At 59.6% G+C, this 15,103-nt stretch carries 15 protein-coding genes and 1 tRNA gene; 10 read left to right on the top strand and 6 right to left on the bottom strand.

The annotated features are described in order from the left end of the window. The first annotated feature begins 16 nt into the window (after positions 1–16). Complete coding sequence (gene ilvC, locus ACTJJW_RS04845; RefSeq protein ID WP_462643009.1) at positions 17–1,042, top strand: ketol-acid reductoisomerase; 1,026 nt, start codon at positions 17–19, stop codon at positions 1,040–1,042. Positions 1,043–1,105: 63 nt separating this feature from the next. Here ilvC and ACTJJW_RS04850 read toward each other — a convergent pair whose 3' ends face one another. Beyond that, the gene (locus tag ACTJJW_RS04850) at positions 1,106–1,870 is read right to left on the bottom strand and encodes a DUF1353 domain-containing protein (RefSeq protein WP_462643010.1); all 765 of its coding nucleotides are present in this window, start codon (positions 1,868–1,870) and stop codon (positions 1,106–1,108) included. Positions 1,871–1,936: 66 nt separating this feature from the next. Here ACTJJW_RS04850 and ACTJJW_RS04855 point away from each other — a divergent pair, with 66 nt between their 5' ends. Then, positions 1,937–2,653, top strand: a complete 717-nt coding sequence (locus tag ACTJJW_RS04855) for a Pr6Pr family membrane protein (RefSeq protein WP_462643011.1) — start codon at positions 1,937–1,939, stop codon at positions 2,651–2,653. 66 nt (positions 2,654–2,719) lie between these two features. On the opposite strand, the gene ACTJJW_RS04860 is transcribed toward ACTJJW_RS04855, so the two are convergent. Both ACTJJW_RS04860 and ACTJJW_RS04865 read right to left on the bottom strand, forming a co-directional pair. Beyond that, on the bottom strand, positions 2,720–3,235 hold the full coding sequence (locus ACTJJW_RS04860) for an META domain-containing protein (RefSeq protein ID WP_462643012.1): 516 nt from the start codon (positions 3,233–3,235) through the stop codon (positions 2,720–2,722). 97 nt (positions 3,236–3,332) lie between these two features. Next, positions 3,333–3,725, bottom strand: coding sequence for a DoxX family protein (locus tag ACTJJW_RS04865; RefSeq protein WP_462643013.1), 393 nt, complete (start codon positions 3,723–3,725; stop codon positions 3,333–3,335). A gap of 132 nt (positions 3,726–3,857) precedes the next feature. Between ACTJJW_RS04865 and serA the strand changes: the two genes are divergently transcribed. After that, entirely contained in the window at positions 3,858–5,450 is a 1,593-nt protein-coding gene (gene serA / locus ACTJJW_RS04870) for a phosphoglycerate dehydrogenase (RefSeq protein WP_462643014.1), read from the top strand. An 81-nt stretch (positions 5,451–5,531) separates the two neighbouring features. On the opposite strand, the gene ACTJJW_RS04875 is transcribed toward serA, so the two are convergent. Then, entirely contained in the window at positions 5,532–6,764 is a 1,233-nt protein-coding gene (locus ACTJJW_RS04875; protein WP_462643015.1) for a Fic family protein, read from the bottom strand. Positions 6,765–6,922: 158 nt separating this feature from the next. Between ACTJJW_RS04875 and ACTJJW_RS04880 the strand changes: the two genes are divergently transcribed. Next, on the top strand, positions 6,923–7,558 hold the full coding sequence (locus ACTJJW_RS04880) for a DUF6226 family protein (RefSeq protein ID WP_462643016.1): 636 nt from the start codon (positions 6,923–6,925) through the stop codon (positions 7,556–7,558). Positions 7,559–7,627: 69 nt separating this feature from the next. On the opposite strand, the gene ACTJJW_RS04885 is transcribed toward ACTJJW_RS04880, so the two are convergent. Further along, entirely contained in the window at positions 7,628–7,888 is a 261-nt protein-coding gene (locus ACTJJW_RS04885; RefSeq protein WP_462643017.1) for a DUF6458 family protein, read from the bottom strand. Between the two features lie 137 nt (positions 7,889–8,025). Between ACTJJW_RS04885 and ACTJJW_RS04890 the strand changes: the two genes are divergently transcribed. The 6 genes from ACTJJW_RS04890 (at position 8,026) to ACTJJW_RS04915 (ending at position 13,621) form a co-directional block, all read left to right on the top strand. Then, the gene (locus ACTJJW_RS04890; RefSeq protein WP_462643018.1) at positions 8,026–9,072 is read left to right on the top strand and encodes a 3-isopropylmalate dehydrogenase; all 1,047 of its coding nucleotides are present in this window, start codon (positions 8,026–8,028) and stop codon (positions 9,070–9,072) included. Between the two features lie 39 nt (positions 9,073–9,111). Beyond that, positions 9,112–10,218 (top strand): branched-chain amino acid aminotransferase, encoded by a 1,107-nt coding sequence (locus tag ACTJJW_RS04895; RefSeq protein WP_462643019.1) that lies wholly within the window; start codon positions 9,112–9,114, stop codon positions 10,216–10,218. After that, positions 10,215–10,985, top strand: coding sequence for a fumarylacetoacetate hydrolase family protein (locus ACTJJW_RS04900; protein WP_462643020.1), 771 nt, complete (start codon positions 10,215–10,217; stop codon positions 10,983–10,985). The genes ACTJJW_RS04895 and ACTJJW_RS04900 overlap by 4 nt, the downstream gene beginning before the upstream one ends. A gap of 10 nt (positions 10,986–10,995) precedes the next feature. Next, entirely contained in the window at positions 10,996–12,486 is a 1,491-nt protein-coding gene (gene gltX, locus ACTJJW_RS04905) for a glutamate--tRNA ligase (RefSeq protein WP_462643021.1), read from the top strand. After that, the gene (locus tag ACTJJW_RS04910) at positions 12,483–13,445 is read left to right on the top strand and encodes an NAD(P)/FAD-dependent oxidoreductase (RefSeq protein ID WP_462643022.1); all 963 of its coding nucleotides are present in this window, start codon (positions 12,483–12,485) and stop codon (positions 13,443–13,445) included. Before gltX ends, ACTJJW_RS04910 begins: the two co-directional genes overlap by 4 nt. A gap of 104 nt (positions 13,446–13,549) precedes the next feature. Continuing rightward, positions 13,550–13,621: transfer RNA gene (locus ACTJJW_RS04915), tRNA-Gln, on the top strand. Between the two features lie 222 nt (positions 13,622–13,843). Here the strand turns inward: ACTJJW_RS04915 and ACTJJW_RS04920 are convergent. After that, positions 13,844–15,061 (bottom strand): ATP-binding protein, encoded by a 1,218-nt coding sequence (locus ACTJJW_RS04920; protein ID WP_462643023.1) that lies wholly within the window; start codon positions 15,059–15,061, stop codon positions 13,844–13,846. Positions 15,062–15,103 lie beyond the last annotated feature (42 nt).

Genomic DNA, 15,103 nt, shown 5'->3' on the forward strand with positions numbered 1-15,103 from the left:
AAGGAGAATCACTACTGTGACCGAGATCTTTTACGACGATAACGCTGACCTCGCGCTCATCCAGGGCAAAAAGGTTGCTGTCATTGGCTATGGCTCGCAAGGCCACGCCCACGCATTGAACCTGCGCGACTCCGGTGTTCAGGTCAAGGTTGGCCTCAAGGAGGGCTCGAAGAGCATCGCCAAGGCAACCGACGCAGGCTTCGAGGTGCTCACCAGCGCCGAAGCAGCCAAGTGGGCTGACGTTGTTGTGATCCTTGCTCCCGACCAGCACCAGCGCGGCCTTTACGCCGACGACATCAAGGACAACCTTGTTGCTGGCGACACCCTCGTCTTCGGACACGGCTTCAACATCCGCTTCGGATACATCGACGCGCCTTCCGACGTTGACGTCATCCTCGTAGCCCCTAAGGGACCGGGTCACACCGTTCGCCGCGAGTACGAAGCAGGCCGTGGCGTTCCCGTCATTGTTGCTGTGGAGAACGACGCCACTGGTCACGCGTGGGACATGGCATGGTCGTACTCGAAGGCAATCGGTGGCCTCCGCGCCGGCGGCATCAAGACCACCTTCACCGAAGAGACTGAGACCGACCTGTTCGGTGAGCAGGCAGTTCTCTGTGGTGGAACTTCGCAGCTCGTGCAGTACGGTTTCGAGACTCTCATCGAGGCTGGCTACCAGCCGCAGATCGCCTACTTCGAGGTACTTCACGAGCTCAAGCTCATCGTTGACCTCATGTGGGAGGGCGGCATCGCCAAGCAGCGTTGGAGTGTTTCTGACACAGCTGAGTACGGCGACTACGTTTCCGGCCCGCGCGTTATCGACGAGTCGGTCAAGGACAACATGAAGGCTGTTCTTGCAGACATCCAGTCGGGTGCCTTCGCTGACCGCTTCATCAAGGATCAGGATGCTGGTGGGCCAGAGTTCCTTGCCCTGCGCGAAAAGGGACAGAACCATCCCATCGAAGCAACCGGCAAGGAGCTGCGTGCTCTCTTCGCTTGGAAGCAGCAAGACTCCGACTACACCGATGGTTCAGCTGCACGCTAACTTTCGCTAGTCATTACGACGGCCGTTCCGCACTGTGCGGGGCGGCCGTTGTGCGTTTCACCACTATTTTGGCGGAAGGGTGGTGCCGCGATCAGGCCAGCGCAGCGTGGGCTCGGCCTTGGGCGCGGGGCCGGGGGTGCCGGTTCCCACCCAGACAGAGAGTGCCATTAACTGTTCGAGGCGCGAACCGAGGAATGCGGCCGCGACGAGAGGCGCATACAGGGCACCCAGGTAGCTGGCGGTGAAAATAAGATCCATATTCTTGCCCCACGCCAGCGCAGCAATAGCGGGAACCAGAGCGAGCAGGAGCCACAGCGGATGCGCGGCTATCGCCAGCGCGACGGCGGCGATAATCGCGAGCACCCCGATGCTCAGTTGCGCAATGATCGCGATACCGAGCCGGCCGGCATAGCGGACGTAGCGTTCCATGCCCACCGAAGCCCACATCACGCGAGCACGCAGTTGGTGCATCCCGCTGTCAATGAGCGAGACCCGGAAGTCTTCATCAGCGGTTCGTCGCAGCTTTAGGCGCTGATCTGCGGGGGCCAGCTGGGCAACGGTGGTGAGCGAATCATGCAGAATCGCCGGCAACGTTTGTTTGCCGAAACTGGCAATCAGCCCCCAGAGAAACGGTGGCACTGAGGCGAAATCGGTGCTGTTTCCCTCCCCAGGGGGCAGGGAGAAGTCGTGTGCGGGAATCGTCAGCACTCGGTCGCTGTCGCGGGGATCACGCCAGCGAAATGCTTCAGCGACCTGAAAGTCTCGACCCAGCCGGTAAATGAGTGGCAGGCTGCGCAGTTCGTTTCCGTTGAGGTCCGTGAACGGCATGGTGAACTCCTCGATCGGTCGTGCAACTACCTGCGTGATCTTGTTTCAGGAGACTATTCTGTCGGAGTGACAGCGAACGCGCAGCGAATCTCCCCAGAACTCGCATCCCCAGAGCCCACCTTCGATGTCGGCACCGCATCGCGCGTGTTTGGCGCACTCCGACTTGTGGCGGCAGCGCTTGTCTTTGCCAGCATCGCCACTCAGGTTGTCGACGAGTCGATCCACAATGACTTTGTGGCAAAGGAGTACTTCAGCTACTTCACTATTCAGTCGAGCCTGATCAACGTCGTGATACTTGCGCTGAGCGGGCTGGTGGCGTGGCGCCGTGAACGCGAGTCGACGCTGCTGGCGGTGTTGCGAGCATCCGTCGTCTCCTATGCGGTTGTGACCGCTGGGGTCTATAACGTGCTGCTACGCGGAATCCCCGACGACGGCTATGTCGGCATTCAGTGGCCGAACGAGGTAATCCACGTCTGGGTGCCGCTGTTCTTGGTTGTTGACTGGGTATTGGCGCCGTCACGACCAGTGCTGCGGATGCGCGACGTGCGCATTGTCATCATCTACCCGCTTGCGTGGTTGGCGTTTACGTTCTCCCGGGGTGCGCTCGACGGATGGTTCCCTTACCCATTCCTGCAGCCAGGCGGCCCAGACGGATGGGGCGGAGTCACGGTCTACGTGCTCGGCATCGCGGCGTTCATTATTGCCATCGCACTCGTGCTGATCGCGATCAGTCGGGCGCGCTGGGCGAACACCGATCGGCTGTGGATGGCGCGCCGCAGCTAGCAGGTGGCGCATTCGTCGGCGGGGGAGTAGTGAGCGTGCACTTCCTGTCGCGCTATCGCGGCGCGACTACCCCTCGGGCAGCGACTGCTTAGGCAGGAAATTCATTGTCACGCCGTCGCCTTGCAGTACGAGGCTTCCGCCGGTGGGCACCGCGGTGGTCGCGAGGTCGAGGGCGGAGAAGTAGCGATCATCGAACTCCATGAGCGCGGTATCAGGGCAGGCACGCTCCGTCCGGGTCAAATTTTTGACCATGAAGTCAGTAGGTTCGCCGTCGAGGGCCCCTACATAGCTGTTACACGCCGATTGACCAACGATGCTGCCACCGGAGATCACGAGCGTCACCGTTGCGTCGACAGTCATGGTGCCTGACGCATCGATGCCATCGAGGAAGGTCCACGTGCCGTCGATCCCTTCAACCGGGATCGGGTCGCCAGGGGTTTGTCCGTCGCCGTAGCCGGGCCCGCTGTCGAGCGGCGGCTCATCAGAGCCGACATCCGATGCAGAGCCCGCACACCCGGCGAGAGCGAGCAGGCTGATGGTGATCAGTGGGGCAATCTTCTTGAGCACTGTTTTTGTGGGCATTGTGTCCTCCTACCTAGGTAGACGATGGAGTGCACGGTTTCGTTGTGTGCTGCTGAGAGAAAGTTCGAATTTGTTGTGCAGGGGTTCACGGCGCGGACTACACAGCCGCGAGCAGGCAGAGTGTGATGAGCAGCAGTTGTGCGAAATAGCGCGGCCAGAACGGGGTTGCTACACGCCCGAAGCGTTCCGGATGCTCGGACGCATACGCGTTGGCGGGGAATACGGCAATCAGAAAGAGTACAAGCGCGATTCCGGCAATAAAGCGGGTGGGTTCCCACAGCAGACCAAGACCTCCGGCAACTTCGCAGAGTCCGGTGATTGTCACGAGAACGCTGGGGGAGGGCATCCGCTTGTGGCGCAGTGCGGGTGGGATCATAGCCGCCATTGTGCGTGCGGGGGCGGCAACAAAGTGGCTGACGCCCATGCCGATAAACGCGAGCGCGAGGGCGATTCGCAACACCCACTGGGCGATTTCGGCGGCATCCATCATGGGTCAATCGTCGCACTGAGTCGTCACATGGCAACGGCGGCTTCCCGTCGCGGCTAAAGTTGCAGTAGTTGTGTATTCAAGCAGCCTTCGCTGTGTCAGCGCGAAGTCCCCGCGAATTGAAGGACCAGATCTGTGGCCAAGCCGATCGTTGTGATCGCCGAAGAACTTTCCCCCGCAACAGTTGACGCCCTCGGGCCCGACTTTGAGATACGAAACATCGATGGCACCGACCGTGGCGCTCTGAAGTCTGCGCTCGCTGATGCGCAGGCCGTTCTCATCCGTTCAGCAACCAACATGGATGTCGATGCTCTTGCCGCCGCCCCTGACCTGAAGGTCATTGCGCGCGCCGGTGTCGGCCTCGACAACGTGGACATCAAGGCGGCCACGGCTGCTGGTGTGATGGTCGTCAATGCGCCAACCTCGAACATCATCTCGGCCGCTGAGCTGACCGTTGGGCACATCCTGAGCTTGGCGCGTCACATTCCTGCCGCTCATGGCGCTCTCGCGCAGGGGCAGTGGAAGCGTTCGCAGTACTCGGGCACTGAGCTGTTTGAGAAGACGATCGGCATCATCGGCCTGGGCCGCATTGGTGGGCTGATTACTGAGCGGATGCAGAGCTTCGGCACGAACATCATCGCTTACGACCCCTACGTCACGGCGACTCGCGCGCAGCAGATGGGTGTCACCCTCGTCTCGCTCGACGAGCTGTTGCAGCGTTCAGACTTCATCACCATCCACATGCCGAAGACGCCCGAAACGACGGGCATGATTTCGACTGAGCAGTTTGCTCACATGAAGTCCACCGCATACATCGTGAATGTTGCCCGTGGTGGCCTCATCGACGAAGATGCGCTCTACACGGCCCTCAAGTCGCGCCGCATTGCCGGTGCCGGTCTTGATGTGTTCGTGAGCGAGCCGCCCACAGGGTCGCCGCTTCTTGCTCTCGACAACGTCATTGTCACCCCGCACCTTGGCGCTTCGACTGCGGAGGCTCAGGAGAAGGCTGGCGTTTCGGTTGCTAGGTCGGTTCGTCTTGCCCTCGGTGGCGAGCTCGTGCCTGACGCTGTGAACGTTGCTGGTGGAATTATCGACGAGAGCGTGCGCCCCGGTATCCCGCTCATGGAAAAGCTTGGCCAGGTCTTTTCTGGTCTGTCAGACAGCCCCCTCACCGCTGTTGACATTGAGGTTCGCGGCGAGATCGTTGAGTTCGATGTTAACGTGCTCAAGCTTGCGGCTCTCAAGGGCATCTTCACCAATGTGGTGTCCGAGACGGTCAGCTACGTCAACGCTCCGGTGCTCGCCGACCAGCGTGGACTCACCGTTCGTTTGATTACGGATGCAGTGAGCCCCGAATACCGCAACCTGCTAACGATCCGTGGCTCGCTTGCTGACGGCTCGCAGGTTTCGGTTTCAGGAACGCTTGTTGGCAATAAGCAGCTTGAGAAGATCGTTGAGATCAACGGTTACGACATTGAGGTTCCGCTCGCGGATCACCTGATCGTGATGATGTACGAAGACCGCACGGGAATCGTTGCCGTGTTCGGCAAGGAATTCGGCGACGCCGACATCAACATCGCAGGCATGCAGATCGCGCGTGAAAGCGAAGGCGGCAACGCGCTCTCGGTTCTTACGGTCGACTCGCAGGCATCCGCAGAGGTGCTCGCAACAGTTGCAGAGCGTATCGACGCCCGCTACGTGCACGCGATCGATATCGTCGACGCATAGTGTGAGTTGCCGCTCAAAACGGCAGTTGTCTGAACGGGCGCATCGTGCTAACACGGGGTGCGCCCGTTTCGTGTGGGGGGCCTAGTTGCGGCGGATGCTCGCCGCATAGTCGTCTAGGATGCTGAGAATCTCGGGTTGTTGCCACACCCGGTTGCGTCGCAGACCGGTCGCTTCACGCAATACTCCGGCCTCGGTGAGTTGGGTGAGCGCTCGGCCAGCGCTCATCGCATTCATCCCGAGTTTCGCCCGCAAATATGCGGCGTTGATCACTGGTTGAGCAATGAGGTGGGGGAGCACTTGCCACGCTCCGGCTTGCTTTCGAAGTGGCCAGAGTTTTTTGCGTGCTGACTCTTGCTGCGCAGCAAGGTCGTTTACGAGTTTTTTTCCGGTGTGCGCCGCATACCGGGACGCCTCCGCGAATTGTCGAACGATGGGCGCGGCGTTGCCTTCCCGGTAGGCGGTCAACGCAGAGAAGTAAGTTTCGGTGTCTCTCAGGAGCCCAGCTGAAATCGGCGCTGTTGCGTTAGTTATGAGGCCTTTTCCGCGCAACATCGACTGCACAAGTGCGCGTCCCGTGCGTCCGTTGCCGTCAGCGAACGGGTGGATGGTTTCGAACTGCGCGTGGGCGATCGCCGTCTGAGCAAGCACGGGAATGTCATCGCGACCGATGAACTCTACGAGGTCCTTCATCGCGGGGGCGATCCGTTCGCTTTGCGCGGCGATGTGCTGCGCAGCGCGAGGTGAGCTTCGACCGCCACCGACCCAGACGAGCTCGGTTCGGTACACACCAGCATGGTCTTCCCATCCGGGCTGATTGATTAGTAGCTCTCGGTGCATGCTGAGAATGCTGGATTCGTTGAGCTCTGACGCAAGCCGAAGAGCGGCTTCTAGGGCGCGTACGTTCGCGACGATGATTGTTGCGTTCTGGCTGAGGGATTCGTTGAGTTCTGCGAGCGCTATCTGCCGCGCACCCGCCGTGAGGTTCTCGATTTGCGATGAGGTGGAGGACTCGGTGCGCAGCAAGACGGCACTCATCGGCCCCAGCGCTGGATTGTCGCGGCCTAGGGTGATTGCTGCGTGGGTGTCAAACGCTATGAGCGATTGTGCGGCATCGTCGAGATCTGCCGCCATCTCGCTTGATAGCGCGGGACTATAGCTTGCGAGCGCGGCGGGGATGGTTGATGAGTATGGTCCTGAGCCACGGCTTCGTTCTGACCGGCTGAACGGGCCATCTGGATCGACTGTCCAGATGTGGGTTTCGTGTGTGGTAGCAGGCACCCTGAGCTCCGTGGGCTGGTAATCGGCGTTGCTCATTCCCGTCTCCTTTTCCGGTGTGGTGTTACTCGTGCCTGATTTTACTAACACTTATTGCAAAACTGTTAGTAAAGATGAATCTCGGTAACACTTATGGGAAAAGGTTCATGGTGGGGAGGGGAGCATGGTGAAGCGCGAGATCGTTTTAGAATCAAGACATGTCCGCCTATGTTCGGCCTTCGATAGAGGCTCCTGAGTTTCGGGATGCCGCGGGCAACGTCATTCCCTATGGCGAGCGGTGGGGCATGGGTCAGCCCCTGGAAGACACGTACAGCGTCACTTCGAACCTTGAGCGCTTGCAGCCTCTGCACACTGTCGCGGAGGCGCTGATTGCGCATCTCGTCGAGACCTACGGGGTCGACGTGAGTGACGACCTCGCGAGCGCTAGGGACATCATGCGTACCCGCGATGACGTGGTGCGGGCCGTTCGGCTAACGCCACACAACCCTCGCGCTGCTCCGCTCACGTTCGTGTTCACGAGCTTTCCCTCGGTGATCGTCCATGCTGGGGCGCTCACCGACTTCCTGTTCCCTGATTGTGGCTGTGATGCCTGTGACGACGGGTGGGAGGATGTCGCCGCCGAGATGGAATGGCAGGTTCTCGCGGTAGCGGCGGGAGGACTGAGCGAAGCGCTCTCACGCGGTCGTCACCCTCGTTACGACTGGAAAATCCAGGCCAGTACAGGCAGTTACGGAGGCTCGGGCAAAATGGGGCCGCCAACTGAATCAACGGAGCAGGTCAAGCACGCTCGCGCCAGACTCACGCAACTTCCTAATGGCTGGGTGGCGTGGTAACCGACTTAACTAACGACTGCGCAGGACGATTAAATCGTCCTGCGCAGTCGGTGTAAATGTTTGTGGTCGTTAGATGGTTTCGTCGGGGGTCGTGTTAGTGGTGCGGCGCTCGCTGACGGAGCCATTCACTCCATCGGTGCCGTTGTGCACGGTGGTGACGGAGGTGCGCTTACGCATCATTAGCACGAGGCCAATGATGAACACGACCGCTCCGGCGCCCATCAAGATGTAGCCGATGAGGTCGAAGTTCACTCCTTGCACTTGAAGGTCGAGCGCGAACGTAAGAATCGCGCCAATAACAAATAAGACAATTCCGGTTCCAATACTCATACGACCAATTATTGGCGAAATACGCACAGGACGCAATCAGAAAACATTCAGGAATGGAAAATTAGTTCAGCGCGCGGGGAAAAAGCTCTATATCCGCTGTGCGGCCCACACCGTGTGCGCACCGGTACTGTATTTGTATGCCTTCTCAGATCAAGCTTGCAGTCATTCCCGGTGATGGTATTGGGCCCGAAGTTGTGGCCGAAGCGCTCAAGGTGCTGAAGGCAACCGGTGTGGATGTTTCGACCACCGAGTTTCCCTTCGGCGCAAGCCACTACCTCGAGTCGGGCACCATTCTCGAAGACTCCGACATCGACGAGCTCGCCACGCACGACGCGATCCTGTTGGGTGCTGTCGGGGGAGACCCGCGCGATCCTCGCCTCACGGGCGGAATCATTGAGCGCGGTCTGTTGCTGAAGCTGCGCTTTGCGCTCGATCACCACGTGAACTTGCGCCCCACAACGATTTTTCCCGGCGTGACGTCACCGCTGGCTAACCCTGGCGCGGTGGACTTTGTTGTCGTGAGGGAGGGCACCGAGGGCCCTTACGTGGGCAATGGTGGGCGCATCCGCACCGGCACTCCGCACGAGATTGCGACTGAAGTTTCAATCAACACGGCGTTCGGTGTCGAGCGTGTGGTTCGTTTTGCTTTTGCTCACGCGATGGGGCGCGACCGCAAGAAGGTCACCCTCGTGCACAAGACCAACGTGCTCGTTCACGCTGGTGGGCTGTGGCAGTCGACAGTCGATCGTGTCGCCAGCGAGTTTCCCGAGGTCGAGGTCGACTACATGCACGTTGATGCGGCCACGATCTTTATGGTCACACAACCGAGTACATTTGACGTCATCGTCACTGACAACCTTTTTGGTGACATCATCACAGACCTCGCAGCGGCCATCAGCGGCGGCATCGGTTTGGCCGCCTCCGGCAATCTCAACCCGAGCGGGGCATTCCCCTCGATGTTTGAGCCGGTCCATGGCTCAGCGCCTGACATTGCGGGCAAACAACTTGCTGACCCTACGGCGGCAATCCTGTCGATCGCATTGCTGCTGTCACAGTTCGGCGAATCGGATGCCGCAGCCCGCGTTTCTGCGGCTGTTGAAGCTGATCTCAGCGCTCGTGGCACCACCGCACGGTCCACGTCTGAGATTGGCAGTGCAATTGCCGACGCTGTAGCGCAGAATTAACCCACCGCCATTGTGGCTGAACGTCATTAAGGACATCGCATGAAGAATCTGTTGGCTGCTCGCCCCCTCACGTTCATGGTTAAGGAGAACCAAGAGCCACGCTCTGTCGAAGAGCGAGACGCGGTTTTGGCGAACCCCGGTTTCGGTGTGAACTTCACTGACCACATGGTTGATGTGTGCTGGTCGGAGATGGGCGGGTGGCACCGTCCGCGCGTTCAGCCGTACGGCCCCATCGAGCTCGATCCGGCCGCAGCAGTGTTGCACTATGGCCAGGAGATCTTCGAGGGCCTGAAGGCGTTCCGTCACGAGGATGGTTCGATCTGGTCGTTCCGCCCCGAAGCTAATGGTGCACGCCTGCAGCGTTCCGCTCGCCGGATGGCGCTGCCTGAGCTGCCGATCGATGCCTTCATTGATTCGCTCAAGCAGATCATCGCGGTTGATGGCGACTGGGTGCCGAACGCACCTGAGACGAGCCTCTACCTGCGCCCCTTCATGTTTGCCAAAGAGGCATTCCTCGGTGTGCGTGCTGCGAAGAAAGTCAACTACTTCGTGATCGCTAGCCCTGCTGGAGCGTACTTCCCCGGTGGCGTTGCTCCCGTATCGATCTGGATCTCGACAAACTTCACTCGCGCAGGCAAGGGTGGCACAGGCGCGGCAAAGACGGGCGGCAACTACGCGTCGTCGCTTATCGCTCAGCAAGAAGCTGCTGAACAGGGCTGCGCCCAGGTGTTGTTCTTGGATGCCGAAGAGGGCAAGTACATCGAAGAGCTCGGTGGAATGAACGTGGTTCTCGTCAAGAAAGATGGAACCCTTGTTACTCCGCACTCCGAGTCGATCCTCGAGGGCATCACGCGGGACTCCGTGCTTCAGCTTGCTGAAGACCGCGGCCACAAGGTTGAGCGTCGCCGCGTGACTCTCGACGAGTGGCGCGAGGGCGTTGAGTCTGGCGAGATCACCGAGATGTTTGCCTGCGGAACCGCCGCGGTCATCACGCCCCTTGCCCTGCTCAAGGGGGATGGTGTTGAGTTTGGGTCGGCGGATGCTCCGGCCGGCGAATTGACGATGTCGCTGCGCGAAGAGCTCACCGACATCCAATATGGCCGTCGTGAAGACAAGCACGGCTGGATGATGAGGCTCGACGCATGAAGGTAGCTCGTTTCAGTTCTGGCACGGGAGCCCGCTATGGCATCATCGACGGCGACGAAATTGTTGTTCTGACCGGTGATCCCATGTTCAATGGCTTCGAGACGACCGAGGAGCGCTTGCCGCTGTCGGAAATCAAGATTGTGGCACCGGTCATTCCGCGCTCGAAGGTTGTGGCTATTGGCCGCAACTACTCAGAGCACGCGAAGGAGCTCGGCAATGAGACTCCGACCGAGCCGATGATGTTTCTGAAGCCCAACACCTCTGTGGTTGGCCCGGGGGATGCCATCATGCTGCCGCCGCAGAGCGAGCACGTGAGTTTCGAAGGTGAGCTGGCTGTCGTCATCGGCAGCATCGCCAAGAACGTGGCCGAGGCTGACGCTGACAGCGTGATCTTCGGCTACACAATCGCGAACGATGTAACGGCACGCGACCTTCAGAAGAAGGACGGCCAGTGGTCTCGCGCTAAAGGCTTCGACACGTTCTGCCCCCTCGGGCCCGTGATCGAGACCGAGTTCGAGGTGGCATCGCAGAGCATCCGCACGACGGTGAATGGTGACCTGAAGCAAGACGGAACCGTCGACCAGATGGTGCACTCGGTGACATCCTTGGTCGCGTATGCGTCGAGCGTGTTCACGCTGCTGCCGGGCGATCTGATTCTCACGGGAACCCCCGCGGGCGTCGGGCCGATTGTGCACGGCGACACCGTCGAGATCACGATCGAGGGCATCGGCACGCTGAGCAACCCGGTGCGCACCGCTTCTCGGTAGAATGGGCGCAATGTCTGCGCCATTTTCTACTGCAACCGCTTCCGACGTTCGCGTTCGGTTTTGTCCGTCCCCCACGGGTACGCCCCACGTTGGGCTGATTCGCACTGCCCTGTTTAACTGGGCGTATGCGCGCCACATGGGCGGCAAGATGGTGTTCCGTATTGAAGATACGGATGCCGCTCGCGACAGCGAAGAGAGCTACGTGCAGCTTCTCGACGCGATGAGCTGGTTGGGTCTTGACTGGGACGAAGGCGTGGAGACGGGTGGCCCGCACGAGCCGTACCGCCAGTCGCAGCGCACCGATATTTACCTTGAGGTTATTGAGAAGCTGAAGGCTTCCGGTCACCTCTACGAGTCTTTTGCGACGGGTGAAGAGATTGAGGCCCGCAACGTGGCTAACGGTCGCGACCCCAAGCAGGGCTACGACAACTTCGAGCGTGACCTCACTGCTGAGCAGATCGCGGCATTCAAGGAAGAGGGTCGCCAGCCGGCACTGCGTTTGCGGGTACCTGACTCCGATCTGAGCTTTGACGATCTGGTTCGTGGCGACATCACGTTCCCCGCCGGCTCGTTCTCTGACTTCGTTGTGGTGCGCCCGAATGGTGCCCCGCTCTACACGTTCGTGAACCCCGTGGATGACGCGCTCATGGGCATCACGCACGTGCTGCGCGGTGAAGACCTGCTCTCGAGCACTCCTCGCCAGATCGCCCTCTACACGGCGCTCATTGAGATCGGTCTCACGGATGCGATCCCGCGCTTTGGTCACCTGCCTTACGTGATGGGCGAGGGCAACAAGAAGCTCTCCAAGCGCGACCCCGAGGCGAGCCTGTTCCACCACCGTGACCGCGGGTTCATCCCCGAGGGTCTCATCAACTACCTGTCGCTGCTGGGCTGGTCACTCGCCCCCGACCGCGATGTCTTCTCCGTCGAGGAGATGATTGCGGCGTTCGACGTGGTGAATGTGAACCCGAGCCCGGCCCGCTTCGATGTGAAGAAGGCGGAGTCGTTGAATGGCGACCACATCCGTCTGCTGTCAGCTGAGGAGTTTGCGGGGCGTCTGGTGCCGTATCTGGTTGCTGCTGACGTGATTTCGACTGAGCCGACCGAAGCTGAGCTGGCGACGCTCGCGAGTGCAGCGCCTCTCGTGCAGGAGCGCATGCAGTTGCTGGGTGATGCGCCCGCACTGTTGCAGTTCTTGTTCACCCCGGATGCTGAACTTGTCGTTGAGGCAGATGCAATGCCCAAGGCCGAGGGCCCTGAGGTTCTGGATGCTTCTATCGCCGTGCTGACGGATCTGGATTCGTGGACGCACGATGCAATCGAAGCGGCTCTCCGCGCCGAACTTATTGATGTGAAAGAAATGAAGCCACGGTTGGCATTTGGTCCGTTGCGGAGTGCGATCGCTGGTCGCCGCATCAGCCCGCCGCTGTTCGAGTCAATGGAACTGCTGGGCAAGGAGTCGACTCTGGCTCGCCTGGGAGCGCTGCGCGCACAGCTATGAGCGAGCAGTTCGACTGGGATGTTGTCATTGTCGGCGGCGGACCGGCCGGACTCAGCGCTGCCCTGAATCTTGCGCGGGCGCGCCGGCGCACGCTGGTGCTCGACAGCAATCGCCCCCGCAATTCGGCGACGTTCCACTCTCACGGCTTTCTGAGCCGCGATGGTATTTCTCCTCTCGAGCTGCGCAAGATGGGGCGTGAGGAGCTTGAGCAGTATCCGAACGTTGCGTTTGAGCGCACGATCGTCGAGAGCCTTGTGCCGCTTGAGGGTGGTGTCGCTGTCGCCCGTGCTGACGGCGAGGCTCCTGCGGGTTCTGCTGCAGCTGGCGAAAACGTCGGCTTCACGGTCACACATCGTGGGGGAGCAGTCACGACCCGCACGGTGTTGATCGCGACCGGATTGCGTGAGGTTCTGCCAAAGTTGCCGACGCTGCGGGCGTTCTATGGCACGAGCATCCACTCCTGCATGGAGTGTGACGGCTATGAGTATGCGGATCGTCCGATCGCGCTGATCGGTCACAGTGATGACCTGGCGGAGCGAGCGCTGCTGTTGTCGCAGTGGAGCCGCGATCTGATCGTCTTCACTCAGGGCATTGGGTATGTGAGTGAGGCGGATGAGGCGGCGCTGGCTGACCGCGGCATCCGGGTGGATCGTCGTGAAGTGGCGGATGTTTCGGGTGACCGCGATGGGCTCAACGGTGTTGTGCTCGCCGACGGCGAAACTGTCCCGCGCGAGGCCGCGTTTGTTCGCCCCGACTATGAGACCGCGCTCGACTATGCGCAGGGACTGCAGCTCGCGCTCGACTCGGAGGGTCTGATCGTCGTTGACGCTGCCGGCCGTACCACCACGGCTGGCGCCTATGCGATCGGTGATGCCACCCCGCCCGGCCCCCAGCAGCTCATCGTTGCCGCCGGTGACGGCGCTCAGGTTGCCGCAGTCATCAACCGCGACTTGCTCTAACGCCACGTTGTCGGCGCGCATTTGTGGCTCAGCTGGCAGTGTGAACCACAGCCCGCTCAGGATGCGCTAAAGTAGTAAATCGGTTCGGCTCCGGCTGAATCCTGTGGGGTATGGTGTAATTGGCAACACGGAAGATTCTGATTCTTTTGTTCTTGGTTCGAGTCCAGGTACCCCAGCAAAACATTTAGGGAGCAACTCCCACCGCCCGGATTTGCCGGGCTTTTTCTTTGTTTTCTGCTAGGTTCAACGTTTCTGGTTTCGCTCCAACTGCCTGAGCACGCGCGCTAGACACTTTGCCATTCGTCTTGGTGGAAAAGTTAGAGAGTGTCGAATTTCTACGTCACTATCTGCTCACAGAACTTGATGAGCGAGTCGTAGCAGCCAAGCATTGAACGACCTTAGCTCGTTGAATTACTTCGTTTCGCGGGCGGCTGTTCGAGCATGGGAACTGCACGCATCATGAATTTGTCAAAGTCTGGAACAGTAAAGGCTGCGTAGCCATGTTCTGGGGTGTAGAGCAAGCCCATATTGATGAGTTCGGCGCGAGTCGGGCCGACTTGGTTTGACTCTTTGCCTAGCAATCGTGCAACGTCGGCCGCTTTCTGTGGCTGCGGGCCAAGTTGAGCCATCGCCCGCATATACATTGTTTGATGAGCGGTTGCGCGGTTTAACCGGACTCGGAAGAAGGAGCTATCCAACTTGGCTTCGTATGCTTCTCGCGCCGCCTCGACATCTTCACGCTCTATGCAGTCGTTTGATCCAATGGCCCAGACTTGATATCCCAATTCCTGAATGAAGTAGGGATATCCACGTGTTATCTCGAATGCCAGCTCGAGGGCTTCATCGGTGAAGTATGTGCCCTCGACTTCCGCAGGCTTAGTAAACGCCAGCTTTGCATCCGATTCGCCTAACGAGTCAATTTTCGGGAACTTGAATAGCCTCTCAGCATACGATTTAGCGTCACCCGCGAGTTCGGCAATTTGCGGCAGTCCGGCGCCAACGAAGGTGACGGGAAGCCTGCGTTGAACAGTCTTGTGAATTGCTTGGATAAGCGCTTCCAGCTGAATTTTGGTCAGAAATTGGACCTCGTCGACAAGGAGGACGAGTCCGGTTTTGTGCTCTTGGGCCGCTTCTCCGAGCGCCACCAGAAGATCGGAGAGATCCATTGCCAAGTCGCCGTGATCTGCTAGGCCTTCGACGGAGGACACACCCATGGAGACAGTGAATCCACCGTCTGGTTGACTTGAAATCCCGAAGGACGTCAGCGCGCTAGCGGCACGCTTAGCGCGATCTCCCCACTTATTACGTGGAGATATCTCGAAGAGGGCCGAGCGCAATTCGGCGTACATTCGCTTTCGGAAGCTGCTTTCATCGTGCTTACTTGCTTCTATCTCGACTACGCGCCATTTCTCGGCCAGTGCAAGCTCGCGAAACTCTCCAAGGAGAACCGTTTTTCCAACGCCCCGGAGGCCAGTCATGATCATGGACTGTTCGGTACGGCCGCTGCCTAGGCGGCCAAGCAGGATCTTGAAACTTTCTAGCTGATCAGTTCGACCAACCACTAGCTCTGGCGCGGCTCCCGCATTGGGCGTGTAAGGGTTTGTCCTACTATCCATGCTGTCAATTTAGCGATTTTATGGTGTTTTATCAATTTTTCC

The sequence above is a fragment of the Rhodoglobus galactosidasius genome (genome assembly GCF_054957775.1).

Excerpts from the sequence above, each read along its gene's own strand:
- ACTJJW_RS04895 (WP_462643019.1), top strand. The coding sequence starts at position 9,112 with ATGAAGAATCTGTTGGCTGCTCGCCCCCTCACGTTCATGGTTAAGGAG.
- ACTJJW_RS04860 (WP_462643012.1), bottom strand. The coding sequence starts at position 3,235 with ATGCCCACAAAAACAGTGCTCAAGAAGATTGCCCCACTGATCACCATC.
- ACTJJW_RS04910 (WP_462643022.1), top strand. The coding sequence starts at position 12,483 with ATGAGCGAGCAGTTCGACTGGGATGTTGTCATTGTCGGCGGCGGACCG.
- ACTJJW_RS04875 (WP_462643015.1), bottom strand. The coding sequence starts at position 6,764 with ATGAGCAACGCCGATTACCAGCCCACGGAGCTCAGGGTGCCTGCTACC.
- ACTJJW_RS04865 (WP_462643013.1), bottom strand. The coding sequence starts at position 3,725 with ATGATGGATGCCGCCGAAATCGCCCAGTGGGTGTTGCGAATCGCCCTC.
- ACTJJW_RS04900 (WP_462643020.1), top strand. The coding sequence starts at position 10,215 with ATGAAGGTAGCTCGTTTCAGTTCTGGCACGGGAGCCCGCTATGGCATC.
- ACTJJW_RS04880 (WP_462643016.1), top strand. The coding sequence starts at position 6,923 with ATGTCCGCCTATGTTCGGCCTTCGATAGAGGCTCCTGAGTTTCGGGAT.
- ACTJJW_RS04850 (WP_462643010.1), bottom strand. The coding sequence starts at position 1,870 with ATGCCGTTCACGGACCTCAACGGAAACGAACTGCGCAGCCTGCCACTC.
- gltX (WP_462643021.1), top strand. The coding sequence starts at position 10,996 with ATGTCTGCGCCATTTTCTACTGCAACCGCTTCCGACGTTCGCGTTCGG.
- ACTJJW_RS04890 (WP_462643018.1), top strand. The coding sequence starts at position 8,026 with ATGCCTTCTCAGATCAAGCTTGCAGTCATTCCCGGTGATGGTATTGGG.
- ACTJJW_RS04885 (WP_462643017.1), bottom strand. The coding sequence starts at position 7,888 with ATGAGTATTGGAACCGGAATTGTCTTATTTGTTATTGGCGCGATTCTT.
- ACTJJW_RS04920 (WP_462643023.1), bottom strand. The coding sequence starts at position 15,061 with ATGGATAGTAGGACAAACCCTTACACGCCCAATGCGGGAGCCGCGCCA.